This is a genomic window from Lewinella sp. IMCC34191, assembly GCF_003390935.1.
Taxonomy (GTDB): Bacteria; Bacteroidota; Bacteroidia; order Chitinophagales; family Saprospiraceae; genus Neolewinella.
The window spans coordinates 78,118-93,138 of the sequence record NZ_QNQZ01000015.1 but is presented as its reverse complement, the minus strand read 5'-3'; the positions used below and the strand labels follow the sequence as shown (position 1 = coordinate 93,138).

The following is a 15,021-nucleotide window of genomic DNA, read 5'->3' as shown; positions in this document are numbered from 1 at the left end:
CGAGCCTCTGCGTTGAGATCGGGGAAGGCACGTAGAAAGGAGAGGAAGCGGGTCAGGGCGCGGGTCATCCGTCTAAGATCAGGAGAAACCTAATGCCGTAAAAAGCTTAGCTTAATGGCCGTGAACACCGCGCCATCGTCAAGCCGGCGGTAAGGGATTTGGTGTCGATGAAGGCTTCAAAAGAGGATTTTAAGTAGGTCGAGATCCGAATGATGGCTAGGGAGGCCGGCCTGCGGTGGCGCACCCGTCAGAGTGTGCAAAAAGTATGGTTTCCAATTTTCTCGCCGTATCTTAAGGGTATCCCACTGATACCCGATAAAGATGCCTAAGAAGAAAGGGATAGATACCACCCAGTTCGGACTTTTCGCCACGCCGCTGGAGGCGATGATTCCGGCCGACGCTGAGGTGCGCGTAGTAGCGGCTTTTGTCGATCAGCTGGACTTGCCCAAGCTTGGCTTCAAAGCCGTGCAGGCCGACGGTGCCAGCGCTTACGGTCCGGAACTGCTGCTGAAGCTGTACCTGTATGGCTACCTGAACCGGATCCGCAGCAGCCGCCGACTGCAACGCGCCTGCGAGGTCAACATCGAGGTGATGTGGCTGACGGCCAACCTGAAGCCGAAGTACCACACGATCGCTGATTTCCGCAAGGACCATCCCAAGGCGCTCAAAGAGGTCTTTAAACAATACGTCCTGTTGCTAAAGAACTGGGACTTGATCGCCGGCCAGCGGCTGGCCGTAGACGGCACCAAGATCCACGCGCAGAACGCACGTCGCTTACATCTGGGGAAGGGCCCCCAGATGTAAGCTCTTTAACTCCGTCAAACTGAAGCGGAGCCTGGAACGGATCGAGCGGGGTATCGAGGAGGCGCTGCAGGATTTTGCCGACCGGGATGTCCAGGAAGACAGCGATCAAAAGCAGGAGTTACAGCAGCAGGCAGTCGACAAACTGGCCATACTGCGCCAGCGGAAGCAACGCTACGAGGAGATGCAAAAGGAGCTCGAGGAGAGTGGGGAAAATCAATTGAGTGAGACGGATGCCCCGCAGCTAGCAGGGGATGGGGCCCCTGCTAGCTGCCGCTCGCTGATGGTGAAGGGAACCGAGTCGCTGGTGGGCTAGAACGTACAGTCGGTGGTGGACGATGCGCATCACCTGATCGTGCATACGGAGGCGACCAACGTCAATGATATCAACGCGCTGGCGGGGTTGGCGGGGGCGGCTAAAGAGACGTTGGCACTCCCCGTTGAATCGGAAGCGCCGACCGAGGTGTTAGCGGACATGCGTTGGCAGGGGGAGGGGCCCCTGCCAAAAGCTCACGACGCGACCAACTTACAGGCGGTAGAGGGTCTGGGTATGGCGCCCTTGGTAGCCGAGCGCAAACAGACCCGGCGGGGCCGGACGACCGAGAGTGGCTACGGCCCGCGGGAGTTTGTCTACGACGCCGACCAGGACTGCTACCGTTGTCCGGCGGACCGGCAGCTGACTACGACGGGCAAGTGGTACCAGCGACGGGGCAAGGACGGCGGCGTCGGTAGTGGCAAACGCTTTCGTAACTACCGCTCGTCGGTGGAGGTGTGTCGCCAGTGTCCGCTCTACGAGCAGTGCGTGAGTGCGGCGGGGCGTAGGCAACGCCACGGTAAGGTGCTGACGCGGCAGGAACACGCCGGGGCGGTGGAGAGAAACCACGAGCGGCTGAAGGACAGGCCGGAAGTGTATCCCCGGCGCCAGGCGATCGTGGAACACCCGTTCGGAACTCTAAAACGAAGTTGGGGGGCTACCTACACCCTGGTGCGGGGGCTAGAAAAGGTCGACGGGGAGTTCAGTCTGCTGGCCTGCTGCTACAACCTGCGGCGGAGTGTGTCCATTTTGGGCGTATTGGAGCTGGTGCGGCGGCTGAAGGGGCGTTTTTCGGCCGAAATAGTGGCATTATGGGCCGTCCGAGGATCAAATTGGAGCGTTGTGAAGCGCTTTAGGGCCGATTTTCGGCGAATATTAAAAGTAAGGCGGGCGCAGCCGATTTTTGCTTAGTTTGAGTGGGAGCTTTTGCACGGCCTCCCGTTGGGCGAAATAGCCGCATTAGGCGGCGACTAAAGAGCCACCTTAATTTTGGAAAAGATAATTTTTTGCTGTCTCTACCATTATATTTAAACGCAATTATATTAGATCATACGATTAAATACGCAATTGATCAACCTTGCGTGGCAGACCTCATGTTATATGCTATGGGTCATTCTACTTGAGTTGTATGACAAGAATTAGGAACGAACTAAATAATCTTGATATAATTCCATGGAATGGCTGAATACAGGGTTTTAATACCAGATGAAGAGTTTCAAGTTCTTGAATTCGTGCAGGACGATCTACCAGGAATCGCCGTCATCAATATAGCTTTAAGAGCCTTTGAGCCAAATATAGTATTTGGGTGGCATTGCTCTGTCCTCGTTCATTTTGATGACCTTATCGATAATGGAACGCCTTCGATTCAAGATAGAACTAGAGTTGAAGAGTTTGAAGACGAGATAGCTGAGAAGATTACAGGAGTTGATAAAGAGAAACCTAATGCACTCTATCTTGGTAGAATAACTTGGAACAAAACGAGAGAGTTAATATGGAGAGTATATGAGCCTGAACCAGTGGATGAAGTGTTGAGAAAAATAATTAATGAAAAAGAATACAGGTTGCCTTTCGACTATAAAATCGAGCCTGACGACACATGGGAATTGACGAATTGGCATCTCAAAATTTACTAATTTCCATATTCTTAAATACCAGATATTTCAAATTAATCGAAGAGAAATACCACATTTGGGTAAGTTGATATAAAAGTTGGAATAAGTAAATTTAGATAAAAACACGGTAGGCATGAAGGATAAATTTGTTTGTACTAAATGTGGGCTTAAACACTTGTATGAAACTCTCATTGAATATCCCCTACCAGCAGCTATATCGAATGTGACAAGTGGTAGAAAAGCGGGAGAGGTAAAGTTGATCAGTAAAAACGCCTATATAATCCAAGGTGAGTTTATAATTATGTGTATTCTACGCATTCCCATACACGAAATAGATGATGATCTTGAAATACATACATGGGTACAGATCAATAAAGAAGAATTAACCAAAGTAAGAGATTGGACCAAAGAAAATTATAATGACTTATTAACAGCAGATGCTGAAATACTTATGACAGGTAGCCTAGTTTACCCTATACCTACTTATGGAATATCTGATTATCCCATTGTGAAGGTAAATTATTTATCATCGGGATTATTTCCAGAAGTCAAATTAATTCATTCAACAACCCAATTATATGAGGATTGGAAGTTTGGAATAACGCTAAAAAGATTAGAAACAATTCTGATTCACTTAATACACGGTTTATAGGTTCAGAAGGCAATAATTAATTCGCCCAACATTGCGTCAACACCATTAAGTTAAGGCACCGCCTTATTTTTCTCATCCCAAGCCAGGGCCCGTTTTCCAGCCATACCAGCCTGCCTTATTGTCGTTGATCCGGTTTGAGCACACCCCTGGCCCGCCCTCGTTGCACGCGTGCTACCGTGACGGCAGATATGTGGGTGTTTCTACTGCTTTTTTATAATTTTTTTAGCTCCGCTGCTGCCTCCGGCGGTCGTGGATATGGCGGTTATTCATCCGCATTATTTTCCGCTACCGTTCGCGCTGGCGATCCGGACGGTAGGGCTCGGTGTAGCGGGGCATCAGTTCCAGTAAGACGAGCATTTTCCTTCGCCAGGTAGCCGGGCCGTCCAGGTAGATGTGGTAGAGAAAACGCTGCAGCATCCCGGCCGTCACGTTCCGGTTGATGCGGTAGGCTTACACCTCATTCCAAAGGAGCACCGCATCGATCCACAGGGGAAAGATCTCGGAGCGCCCCGGTCACCTTTCTTCCAAGACACATTAACAACGCTAGTTATCCGGAGGGGGCAAAGCTTCAGGATCGGGGGGGAGCAGATAAATCGGAATGGCCATTCAGGAGGTAACCACAAACTGATCGGAGGCCGGATGCTAACTGGGAGCACCGGCCTGAACCGGCGCTTTCGATAGCTGTAATGGTTGGAAACCCATCCGAAGGTCGAATTTTATGTGCAGCAATGTAACCTTTTAAATTTAACGAAGTAGTTGTTACAAATCGTTAAAATAAAGAAATGAACGTGCCAACTAACCTACTCATCTTGCTCTTTGCCGCATTTACGCTGAATGGTGCATCTGCGCAATCGAAAGGACAGATTTCCGAACTGGCCGATTTATGCAAGGTTTGGGGCACATTGAAATATTTTCATCCGGAAATCGCATCGGGAAACCGGGATTGGGATAGTGTTTTGGTGGCTTCCTTGGATAGACTTCTGGTTTCGAATAAAGAGGATGCTTTGCGACGAGAAGTGGATCGCATGTTGCAAATCGCAGGTGAAAATGATGCCCCCCTATTTACAATCGACAAGTCCGCACATCCGTATACCTACCGAAATGTTGATCATTCCTGGGTGGATAAAAGCAGAAACCTCACAGAAAGTCAGAAGAAGGCTTTGACCTACAATTATGCTCACCCAAAGCAAGGAGGCAACTATTACGCGCTAAATAACCCTGACGATGATGGCAATATCATCACTCCCAATGAAAAACCTTATTCCGAAATGAAAATGCCTGACCGCAACTATAGATTGCTAGGATTATTCCGTTTTTGGAACGTCATCAACTACTATTACCCGTATAAATATGCCGCGGAAGAAAAGTGGAATAACGTGCTTACTAATCTGATCCCTGATTTTGTAACTGCCACTGATACATCTTCTTATCATAAAGCCGTACTAAAAATGGCTGCTTCCATTGATGACGGACACGGAGGTGTATATCCATTTCTGTACGAAAGTGTTGCTGGAAAATACAGTCCACCCTTCTTTTTCCAATTGGTAGATAATAAAGCGGTAGTCACTAAAATTCTTAATCAGGAAATAGCGCAACAAGCAAACGTGCAGCAAGGGAGCGTGATTGAGAAAATTGACGGCACTTCCCTTGCAACGAGAATCAAACAACTATGGGATTATATCCCCGCTTCGAACACGGGAGGAAAATACAAGGGATTGCACAGGCTGATCTTGAATAGCAAAAGCCCTTCATCCGTTTACTCAGGATACAACCCGGATGGTTCAACCTTTCATTCCAAAATAGCCCTATCCGAGCGTAACTTTCTGAAAGAATATTTAGCATTCTTTGCGATGAACAGCCCGATAACAGCAAGAAAGATCACCAGAGACATTGCTTACGTTAATGCGGCAAATATTACTTCGGAAAATATAGATAGTATTATGCTTCCTTTAATGGACACCGAAGCGATCATCCTGGATTTAAGAAATTACCCTAGCTTAATGCCTTCCTATAAAATGGCAGATTATTTCCTGAAAGAGCCTACGCCGTACGGAAAGGAAACAATGATCAATTTTAATTATCCCGGACTTCTCTACTATCGAGACCTCAATTCACAGCATCCTTCCATCAGAACTGTTGGAAAGGAGAATCCCGATCCGTATTCAGGAAAACTAATTTTACTGGTAGACCATCGAACACAAAGTCTACCTGAATTTGATTGCTTAATCCTAAAAACGTACGAGAATACAACTGTTATTGGAACTCAAACTGCAGGTGCCGACGGAAACGTGACAAGAATGACGTTCTTAGGTGGTCATACCGTATCCTTCTCAGGAATGGGAATATACGGACCTGACGGTAGCGAAACGCAACGAGTTGGCATTCCCATTGACATTCAAGTTGATTATGAAGTTAACGATGTTGTAAATCAAGAAGACCCCATTTTAAAAAGAGCTATAAGGTTTGCGGAAACGGGTGAATAAAAATTGATAACGCTAACCACTATTATAGCAAAAAAATATCGGCGACTTACAATATACAAATGCGCCCCCGTTCCCGCCGGCGATCGGGACGGTAGGGCTCGGTGTAGCGGGGCATCAGTTCCAGTAAGACGAGCATTTTCCTTCGCCAGGTAGCCGGGCCGTCCAGGTAGATGTGGTAGAGAAAACGCTGCAGCACCCCGGCCGTCACGTTCCGGTTGAGGCGGTAGGTGTACTCGCGGTGGCCCGTAGCCCGTTGTACCTCCTCCTCACTGGCGGCGGCGACCAGGACGCTCTGCCGGTTGTAGAAGGCAAAGCTGGCCCAGAGATCCCGTTCCACCCCGGGCTGGGTGTAGGCCGAGATCAGGGCCAACTGCAGGAAGGATTTCAGGGTGAAGATGGCCGTTTCCACGCCCCACCGTTTGCCGTATAGCCACTTGAAGACACCATGGGAGTAGCGGCGCCGGTCGGTCATCGCAGCCCGTACAGTGACCTTAAATGGTTAATATCGAAGGGGCAAGAAGTTGGTTCCTGACCCATTGATGCCTAGCTTGAATAACACGAAGCTACTTAACTTAAACCCCATGAAGCAGTTTCTCAAGAATCGTAAAGCTTTGCTCTCGCTGGCAGCCATCCTAGTACTTGGATTCATCATGCTGAGGGCAGTGTACCCGGATGATGACTTTTACCTACAAGATTTTACCGAGGTAACCGGCATCGAATTTCCCAAAAAAGCGGAATTCCTATACACAACGGCATCCTTCCCCGATCACCACGGGGATTACGTTTCGGCCTCGCTGATAAAAGTCGAAAGCGAATTTTACAAGCAATTACCCGATATTTTGGTAAAGCGCGGCATGGTGGAAAACGATGGCAAAACGTACTCCGACGAATTCGAGAAAGCACTCGAAAAAGCTGCCCCCGAAGAGATGGATAGAGAACTTTCAATCGTGACGGATACCGGAGCGTATTACTACGTGGGGTTCTTATCCGACCAGGAGACCATTCTTGTCAACAGGATGAGTTGGTAGTTCAGGAGATCGGTGGCAACAAGGTCCTATCGGCTATTGCTACACTAGTAGAATAGCGTAGTTACACTTGCCCCATCCTCAGAACCACACCTGAAAAATGGACGTACGTCTAAATCGGGGTTGCCCGTACGTCTCGAAATACTGATTGTTGTAAGCCTCTTCGCGCAAGGACCCAAAACCTTTCCGAGCGAAGAGATAGATGCGATTACCATTAGCGAGAGACGATTTTTTTTGGCCATCCTGTTTAGTAGCTCATGCCCTGCGACAGTCTGGGCCCAATCTACTGGAACGACCATCCGGCGGGCACGGGAAACCCGTGGGCTTTATAATCAAACGCCCGATAGATGAGTCCTCCGTTCCGGTTCCAGGACGTATTAGCACCGTGTACAAGAGCGTAGATTGCGGGATGGAAAAACGCGACCTCCTTAAGGATGAAATCGAACGGTTCGGCAGGGTCATCGGCCAAATCCTGGCATCCTTCATCGGACTCCGACAAAAGGGCGACCTCACCGAAGCAGTCAGGGCAACCAATGAACGCTTGAAGAGGGAACTGGATCTCGATATCGACAAACTCTTGACCTGTAATAAGACGGAACTGGAAGCATACGTTGATGCTAATCAGCTTACGGACGACCACCTGACTACCCTATCGGCATACCTCGAGGAGGCCGGGCTTGCCATACGGGAAAGCCGCAAGGAAGCTGCCGACTCGTATATTCAAACGGCCATATTCCTCCTCGACATAGTTGACGAGCGGTCCACTACGCTATCCCTGGATCGCGTGAGTAAGCGGAACGAGCTGCAGGATTTATTGCGGTAATCAGGGGGGATGGGTCGACAATTGCGTTTTGTTGGAGCAGGGCTTTCTACCTGCGCTCCGCCGCAAAAAATTGGCTTGGCTACTCCCAACCCTTTGCCTCAACCGTCCAGTCGGGATCGGCTTGGAGGCCATCTTCTCCCAAAAACATATCCGCGGAGGCAGTGTCGTCGAGCAAGTGCCAGCGGTACCAGGCAAGGGCTACCCGGGCGAACTCCCCTCCGTGTGGTTGGCCATAGGTGCCGCCGTGGCCCACGTCCAGATTCGTCATCACGACGGGCACGTGATCGATGCGGCCGTAATCGTCCATGCCGTTGTTGTAGGCGATATCGGATTCGCCGCCCAGCATGTAGAGCGTCGGTGTATGAAGCTTCTCGAGCTGACTCTTCTCCAGGGCCGGCATACCGGGCATGCCCCCGTTCGGGGACGGCAGGATACCGCTGTTGTAGATCACCGCGGTGGTCACCCGCGGATCCGGCGCGATCTCCAGGGTTTGCAAACCGCCGCAGGACATGCCACTGACCGAAATCCGGTCTAACTTGACCTTGCCATAATACGGGCTTTCGGGATCCTCATTGGCCGCAATTGCCCAATCGATGGCATCCGTGAGTAAACTGGAGGCGGATTTCTCGCGGCGCTTATCGTCCTCCCCAGGCATCGGGCCGATCGCCACGACCAGAAAGCCGTGGGAGGCAATCTCGCTCAGGAAGTTCACGTGCTCCCAGGGGCTGTTCGCGCAGGCTCCGTTACCCCAGGCGATAACCGGCAACTTTTGGTCTTCTCCAAAGGCTTCCAGATCGGCCGGCCGGAAAACCGTGTGAGTCGCCAGGTCGGGTTCGGAAAGCATAATGGCGGGATAATCCCCCGTCCCACCGTCTTCCACGGTACGGCTTTGCTGCGCGGCCAGGGGGATGTATAGGCAAAGGATCAGACTTGCGAGGAACAAGCGAAAGATCGAGAGGGAGGCGTGCATGATCACAGTGGTTGTTGAATGGCTTACGCTGATGGAAGCGTACGTAATGTAAGCATGACCGTCTTATCCCTCCCGACAAGTTGCTTATGTTTAGGCTTCACATCATGCACACTGTCGGACGACGGCAAACGCTTTAGGGCGGTACGTAACTAGAGGCTATCCGGCTACCCCGACAATAGATCACATCAGTAATGCAAAAAATCTCCATCGTATTCACCCTGCTGGCGCTGCTCACCCTTCCGCTCAGCAGCCAGGAAACCGATGCCAACACCCCCCTGCACCTGTCCAGACCGGATTACCCGGTTCCCTACGGCATGCCCGCGGTGGAAGACATTGAAAATGTATTGACGCGGGTGTACGGCTACCTGGAAATGTCCACCCCTGCCGCCGTGGTAAATGAGGGGAACGGGCAAGTCTACGCCTCGGTGAACGACATTAGGGCCACCGACCAGGTAGCCTTTCAACAAGCGGATTTTCGCCTCGTGAGCTACGAATGGGGCGTGACCTACGCGGGCATGCTATCGGCCGCCGCCAGTACCGGTGACGCTAAGTACGGCGACTACGTCACCGACCGAATGCGCCTGCTGGCCGATCTATATCCCATAGCGAAGGGATTTGAAGGAAAGGAATCCTTCCGCCACCCGATGGGCTCCGTGTTGCACCCGCACGCCCTGGACGACGCCGGGGCCATCTGCGCGGCCATGATCAAGGCGAAACGGGCCGGCTTCGAAGGCGATCTCGACCCCATGATCGACAACTTCATCGACTACATCAGCAACGGGCAGCAACGGCTCGACGACGGAACCTTTGCCCGCAACCGCCCCATGACCAATTCCCTCTGGCTAGACGACCTGTTTATGAGCGTACCCGCCCTAGCCCAGGCCGGCGCGTACACCGGCGACGACCAATACTTCCACGACGGGGTAAAACAGATACTGCAGTTCTCGGAGCGTATGTTTGATGCTGATAAGGGACTCTATAGCCACGCCTGGATCGAAGGCATGGACAATCACCCCCAGTACCACTGGGGCCGGGCCAACGGCTGGGCGATCATGACCATGGTCGAGCTGCTGGAAGTGCTGCCGGAAGACCACGAAGGGCGGGAAGAGGTGCTCGCCTATCTGCGCAAACACATCGAAGGACTCGCGCGTAATCAATCGCCGCAGGGATTGTGGCACCAGCTGCTTGACCGAAATGACTCCTACCTGGAGACCTCGGCCACGGCCATTTTCACCTACGCGATCGCCCGGGCCATCAACAAAGGCTACGTCGACGCCAAGGTGTACGGGCCGGTAGTGACCCTGGCCTGGAATGCCCTATCCACCCAGGTCAATGACCGGGGACAAGTGACAAATACCTGCGTCGGAACCGGCATGGGCTTCGATCCGGCTTTCTACTATTACCGGCCGGTGAACGTTTACGCCGCCCACGGCTACGGGCCCGTACTGCTCGCCGGTGCGGAGATGATTACACTTTTAGAGAATTCCTTTGCGCGGATGAACGACAGTGCCGTGCAGTTCTACGACCACGAGATTCCCGGCGACGCGCCGATTTTTGAGGAGAATTAAGCTATTTATTGCCGCCGGACCAGCGTTCCGTCGCGCGTTTTTCACATCATGCAAATCAACCTACCTATGTGCACGCACAAGCTGATTGTCGGTGCCTTCCTATACCTTCTTTGCGCCCTCCCTACCCTGCCGGCGCAGATCGGTCATCGCTTCCCCTCCGAACGCCAGGTCGTTAAAGATCCGGTAACCGGGCACGAACTCATATTCCTGACCGGAGACGGGGGAGCGGATTCCAAAATCTATCCCACCCACAACCAGTGGACCTCGGACGGCGCGTGGCTGGTCTTTCGGTCCGACCGGGTGTCGGGTGAAGCCATCGCGGTGAACGAGCAGGACGGTACCATGGTGCAGGTAACGGAAGGCGGGTACGCCGGTATGTTAACCGTGGCACGCCAATCCATGCACCTCTATATTATGCGCAAGCCCAGTGCCGGGTCGGCCGGCGAGGGGGGAATGGAGGTCGTCTCCGTGGATCTGGCTCGTCTGTTCGCTGATAGCGAGAATGATCAACTCAAAGCCGCTCCGGCCTACCAAAAGGTGATCGGCAGTATCCCGGGGTCCTGGGGAGCGCACGGGGATATGGCGCTCGACGCCGATGAGGACGTTCTGTATTTTCGCACCGGCAGCGAGCACGCGGCAGCGTACCTGGCCGAAGGCACGGAACTGGAAGAAGATTTCGGACCGCGCGGTATGGGTGCCGGACCAGGGGGCATCGGCCAGATCGACGTGACCACCGGTGAAATCAGCCACGTAGTCTCGGTGCCCTTTCAGATCGGTCACGTACAAACCAATCCCTGGAAGAGCGGTCAAATCATCTTCAGTTGGGAGACCGGCGGCAAATCGCCGCAGCGCACCTGGTTTGTTAATGCCGACGGTACCGGTCTGCGCCCGCTTTACCCCGAAGCCGACTATGAATGGGTCACCCACGAAGCCGTCATCGGACCCGACGAGGTGGCATTCGCGATCATGGGGCACCGTAAAATCGCCGGAAATGGCGACAGCGAAGGGCCGGGGCAGGAAAAGGAATGGGGACCGAGTGGTACGCGGGAGAAACCCACCGGACTGGGAATCGTCAGCATCTCCAGCCGGGAAATGAAGATCGCGGGGCAAACGGACGAAGGGAGTGGACTCTGGCACGTGCATGGTTCCCCGGACGGCCGCTTTGCCGTCGGGGATGACTTCTCACGCAGCATCTACCTCATCAATCGGGAGACGGAGGAAATGCTATTGCTCTCGACGGGACACCGAACGACAGCGGCCGATCACCCCCACCCTACTTTCAGTCCGGACGGTACGAAGATCGAGATCCAGTCGGCCATGCTGGCGGAGGACGGGCGGCGTATGAGTATCTGCGTTATCCCGGTTCCTGACAAGTGGCTGACCAAATGAGCCCACTTCCCCATTGGGTCCGGATCGGGGGAATTTGACCGCCAGGGATTTAGTTACCTTTGGTATATCCCACAAAACCGCCCCAACTTGGTCAAGCAAGCGCAAGCTGCCGTCGTTTTAGGTCTCCTGAGTCTGTTCATATTTTCCACGAATGACTTTGTCTCCAGCCCCCCGGGGGCGATGGATCCATACCTCAACGGCATCTTTCCGGCAACCACCCCGGGCAATGGAGGTACGTGGTACCTGGAGGAAACGCTGACCGAAATCAATATCGCCGCGCCGTTGAAGATCGTCGAATTTTCCGGGACGGAAGACTTTCTCGTACTCTGCAAGACCGGCAGACTTTGGCAAGTCAATTTGGAAACGCAGACCCAGTCGCTGGTCCTGGATATCAGCGGACGAACGACGAACTACAGCGAGTCCGGCACCGTTTCCGTGGCCCTTCATCCGGATTTTGGTAAGCCGGGCGCTGACGGGAAACAGACGGTGTTCCTGTTCTACCGCTACCGCCCCGATACCGATAAGGCAAAGCACGAAGGGTATAACCGGCTTTCCAAGTTCACCTGGGACGAATCACAACAGCAATTCGACGAATCATCCGAGGAAATCCTGATCCAGCAGTACGACCGGTCTTCCTGGCACAACGGAGGCGGTCTCTTCTTCAATGAAGGGTACCTTCACCTGGCCCTCGGAGACGAGGGGCAGCCGGACTTCCGCCAGGCTTCGAATCAACGGTTGGACCGGGGACTGTTTTCCGGTTTGCTGCGCATCGACGTGGACAACGATCCCGGCCGAAGCCACCCGATCCGCCGGCAACCGATCGGAAATGACGATCCGCCGGCCGGGTGGACGGAAAAAACATTCACCCAGGGCTATTCCATTCCGAACGACAACCCCTGGCAGAGCGAAGCGGGCGATCTACTGGAGGAGTTTTATGCCATTGGGATGCGTAGTCCCTACTCCACGCACTTCGACACCTTGGAGAAGACCATCTGGCTCAGTGACGTAGGCACGAGCAGGCGGGAAGAAATCAATACGGTAGAGAAGGGGGACAACCTGCAATGGAATTACCTGGAAGGGGAAGAATGGGCCGGCAATCGTCCCGAAGTCATCATCGGCAATGAAAAGAAGCCCCTGTTCCACTACGGAAACGACCTGGGCAACTGCGTCATCGGGGGTGGCGTGTACCGCGGCGACCGATTCGTGTCCCTAAACGGTCGCTACCTTTTCGCGGATTACATGAGCGACAAGATCATGGCCTTAAGGACAGACCTGAACGCCGCACCGGAAGCGGAGGTCTTACTATCCGATTTTGGTTCGGAACCACTGCACCTGCCCGAGCATACGAGCATTTCGGGATTACACTACACCCCGCAGGGCGACGTTCTGGTGACGACCATCGCCTGGCCGCACACCAGCGGGGGGAAGATCCTTCACCTTCGGCAGCGCGAGGCCGTGGCCGATCCGCCAGCGCGGCTGTCGCAACTTGGTGTTTTTACCGACATGAAACGGCTGGAGGTTATCGACGGCATCTTACCCTACGACGTCAATGCCCCGCTGTGGTCCGACCGGGCGGTGAAACGCAGGTGGATGGCCATCCCCAACGACGGAGCTTTCGATCAGCCCACCGAGCAGATTCAATTCAGCGCGAATGAGGATTGGGACTTCCCCGAGGGCACGGTCTTTATCAAGCATTTCGATCTTCCCACTTCCCGATCGAATCCGGATAACCTGACGAAGTTGGAAACGCGCTTTTTCATCCTGGGTCAAAACGGAACGGCCTACGGGCTCACCTATAAATGGAATGATGAGCAAACGGACGCCTTCCTGCAATTGGAGCGTTCCGAGTCTACCTACGATATAACCGAATCAGGAAGGGTCGTCGGTACGCAGACCTGGGGCTTTCCGGGCCGTGATCAGTGTATGTCCTGCCACAACAACAATGCCAATCACGTACTGGGTGTAAAAACGCACCAGCTGAACGGCCCGGTATTCTATCCGTCGCTGGGGCGGGAGGAAAACCAGTTGAAGTATCTGAGCGATTACAATATCTTGGACAGCGATCTGGGTGGATTGACGGCTTACCCGCAAGCCGTAAACCTAACCGATCCCGAGGCCAGTCTCGACGATAAGATCAATTCCTATCTGGACGCGAATTGTAGCTTCTGTCACCGGGTGGGTGGTGTAACCGGGATCACGATGGACCTCCGCTTTCATACCCCCCTGGTAGCCAAGAACATCGTTGAGCTTCCTACCCAGAGCCAGAGCTCCAATCATGGGAATTTGCTGGTGATGCCCGGTAACCACGAAGCGTCGGAGCTATGGGTACGTGACCAAAGCCGCGACGAAAACCGCATGCCGCCGATTGGCAGTAAACTGGTGGATGAGGCGTACATTTCGGCACTAGCTGAATGGATCGACGGCCTGGGCGAAGACTTCGAAATCGAGACATTTGTCACCTTTCCTAATCCCAGCGACGGCTGGATGATGCTGCGGGTTAATCGGGACTGGGTACTACCGCTACGAGTTGACGTGTATAGTGCTCCGGGCCAGCTTGTTTACACCGAGATGCACGACAGCCCGGACATTGATTTGGGGCTGCAACGTGTTGGTAGCGGGCTGTTTGTTTTACGGGTTACGGATGCCGCGGGCAGGTCCCACAATCAATCAATCGTCATTCATTAAGGGACGCGATGTTTCCCGAGCAGCAAGGTCACTGCAGCCGTTAAACTACGTGCCGTCGGTACTAGGGCCGTGCACGCTATCGCTCATAGACCGAGTCTGAGAAGAACCGCCAGCGTGGTGGCTGCGCAGACGATCACCGTTTAGCTCACCTTACGCTTAAACATATGCAAGCGAAGCAACCCTCCCCGGGCATTGCCCGCCTGGCCGCCCTCCACGGATATTCGGTGTCCGACGAGAACGGCATCATGACCATCAAACGGGTTCAAACGAAGAATCCGGGCAATCTCCTCATCCTAGGCGGTATTATTGGATTGGTTATCGGCATACTCATCAGGATATTTGTCGTGAGGATAGTCGGTACCGTGGTAGTTTCGACTTCGGTGGTTGCCCTGGTCAGTGGCGTCAAAATGAACAACGAGGACAAAATCACCAGGGATCGGATCATTAAATTCAGCGAGGACAGGATATCCGTCCGGGACGAGGGTGATCGGATACCCAGACACTTCGAGAAAGCGAATATCGATAGTTTCGATTACCGGGTGAACCGCTACGACAAGGGACAAACCGTTTCCGTGGTCATGCGATTACACGATGGCAATAACCTGACGTTGATGCAACTCGGCCGGGAACAGAAATCGGAGATGACCACGGACGCAAAACGGTTGGCCGACCTCTTTAATGCCCAGCTTGCTCAGTAGG

15 protein-coding genes are annotated in these 15,021 nt (G+C 53.2%); 12 read left to right on the top strand and 3 right to left on the bottom strand.

The window, feature by feature from the left end:
• Window positions 1–321: 321 nt before the first annotated feature.
• The 5 genes from DRW39_RS20940 to DRW39_RS20925 all read left to right on the top strand — a co-directional run bounded on the left by DRW39_RS20940 (window position 322) and on the right by DRW39_RS20925 (window position 3,379).
• A complete protein-coding gene (locus tag DRW39_RS20940) occupies window positions 322–804 on the top strand; it encodes a transposase (RefSeq protein WP_116109058.1) in 483 nt (160 codons plus the stop codon).
• Window positions 805–985: 181 nt separating this feature from the next.
• Window positions 986–1,117, top strand: coding sequence for a hypothetical protein (locus tag DRW39_RS22810; protein WP_255419271.1), 132 nt, complete (start codon window positions 986–988; stop codon window positions 1,115–1,117).
• 15 nt (window positions 1,118–1,132) lie between these two features.
• Window positions 1,133–2,026: a transposase gene (locus DRW39_RS20935; protein WP_157976280.1), complete on the top strand. Its 894-nt coding sequence runs from the start codon at window positions 1,133–1,135 to the stop codon at window positions 2,024–2,026.
• A 266-nt stretch (window positions 2,027–2,292) separates the two neighbouring features.
• Window positions 2,293–2,748, top strand: a complete 456-nt coding sequence (locus tag DRW39_RS20930; protein ID WP_116109055.1) for a DUF695 domain-containing protein — start codon at window positions 2,293–2,295, stop codon at window positions 2,746–2,748.
• Window positions 2,749–2,860: 112 nt separating this feature from the next.
• Complete coding sequence (locus DRW39_RS20925) at window positions 2,861–3,379, top strand: DUF2199 domain-containing protein (protein WP_116109053.1); 519 nt, start codon at window positions 2,861–2,863, stop codon at window positions 3,377–3,379.
• A gap of 285 nt (window positions 3,380–3,664) precedes the next feature.
• On the opposite strand, the gene DRW39_RS22805 is transcribed toward DRW39_RS20925, so the two are convergent.
• Window positions 3,665–3,796, bottom strand: a complete 132-nt coding sequence (locus tag DRW39_RS22805; protein ID WP_255419270.1) for a hypothetical protein — start codon at window positions 3,794–3,796, stop codon at window positions 3,665–3,667.
• Window positions 3,797–4,161: 365 nt separating this feature from the next.
• On the opposite strand from DRW39_RS22805, the gene DRW39_RS20920 reads away from it, so the two are divergent.
• Window positions 4,162–5,862: a S41 family peptidase gene (locus tag DRW39_RS20920; RefSeq protein ID WP_116109051.1), complete on the top strand. Its 1,701-nt coding sequence runs from the start codon at window positions 4,162–4,164 to the stop codon at window positions 5,860–5,862.
• A gap of 46 nt (window positions 5,863–5,908) precedes the next feature.
• Here the strand turns inward: DRW39_RS20920 and DRW39_RS20915 are convergent, their stop codons facing one another.
• Window positions 5,909–6,334 (bottom strand): hypothetical protein, encoded by a 426-nt coding sequence (locus tag DRW39_RS20915; protein ID WP_116109050.1) that lies wholly within the window; start codon window positions 6,332–6,334, stop codon window positions 5,909–5,911.
• 109 nt (window positions 6,335–6,443) lie between these two features.
• Between DRW39_RS20915 and DRW39_RS20910 the strand changes: the two genes are divergently transcribed.
• Window positions 6,444–6,890, top strand: a complete 447-nt coding sequence (locus DRW39_RS20910) for a hypothetical protein (protein ID WP_116109048.1) — start codon at window positions 6,444–6,446, stop codon at window positions 6,888–6,890.
• 406 nt (window positions 6,891–7,296) lie between these two features.
• A complete protein-coding gene (locus DRW39_RS20905) occupies window positions 7,297–7,710 on the top strand; it encodes a hypothetical protein (protein ID WP_116109046.1) in 414 nt (137 codons plus the stop codon).
• A gap of 79 nt (window positions 7,711–7,789) precedes the next feature.
• Here DRW39_RS20905 and DRW39_RS20900 read toward each other — a convergent pair whose 3' ends face one another.
• A complete protein-coding gene (locus DRW39_RS20900; RefSeq protein ID WP_198664973.1) occupies window positions 7,790–8,680 on the bottom strand; it encodes a hypothetical protein in 891 nt (296 codons plus the stop codon).
• A gap of 191 nt (window positions 8,681–8,871) precedes the next feature.
• Here DRW39_RS20900 and DRW39_RS20895 point away from each other — a divergent pair, with 191 nt between their 5' ends.
• From DRW39_RS20895 to DRW39_RS20880, 4 genes are all read left to right on the top strand, one after another.
• On the top strand, window positions 8,872–10,248 hold the full coding sequence (locus tag DRW39_RS20895; RefSeq protein WP_116109044.1) for a glycoside hydrolase family 105 protein: 1,377 nt from the start codon (window positions 8,872–8,874) through the stop codon (window positions 10,246–10,248).
• Between the two features lie 66 nt (window positions 10,249–10,314).
• Window positions 10,315–11,637: a hypothetical protein gene (locus tag DRW39_RS20890; protein ID WP_116109043.1), complete on the top strand. Its 1,323-nt coding sequence runs from the start codon at window positions 10,315–10,317 to the stop codon at window positions 11,635–11,637.
• An 87-nt stretch (window positions 11,638–11,724) separates the two neighbouring features.
• The gene (locus tag DRW39_RS20885; RefSeq protein ID WP_116109041.1) at window positions 11,725–14,322 is read left to right on the top strand and encodes a PQQ-dependent sugar dehydrogenase; all 2,598 of its coding nucleotides are present in this window, start codon (window positions 11,725–11,727) and stop codon (window positions 14,320–14,322) included.
• A gap of 164 nt (window positions 14,323–14,486) precedes the next feature.
• Complete coding sequence (locus DRW39_RS20880; protein WP_116109040.1) at window positions 14,487–15,020, top strand: hypothetical protein; 534 nt, start codon at window positions 14,487–14,489, stop codon at window positions 15,018–15,020.
• Window position 15,021: the final 1 nt, after the last annotated feature.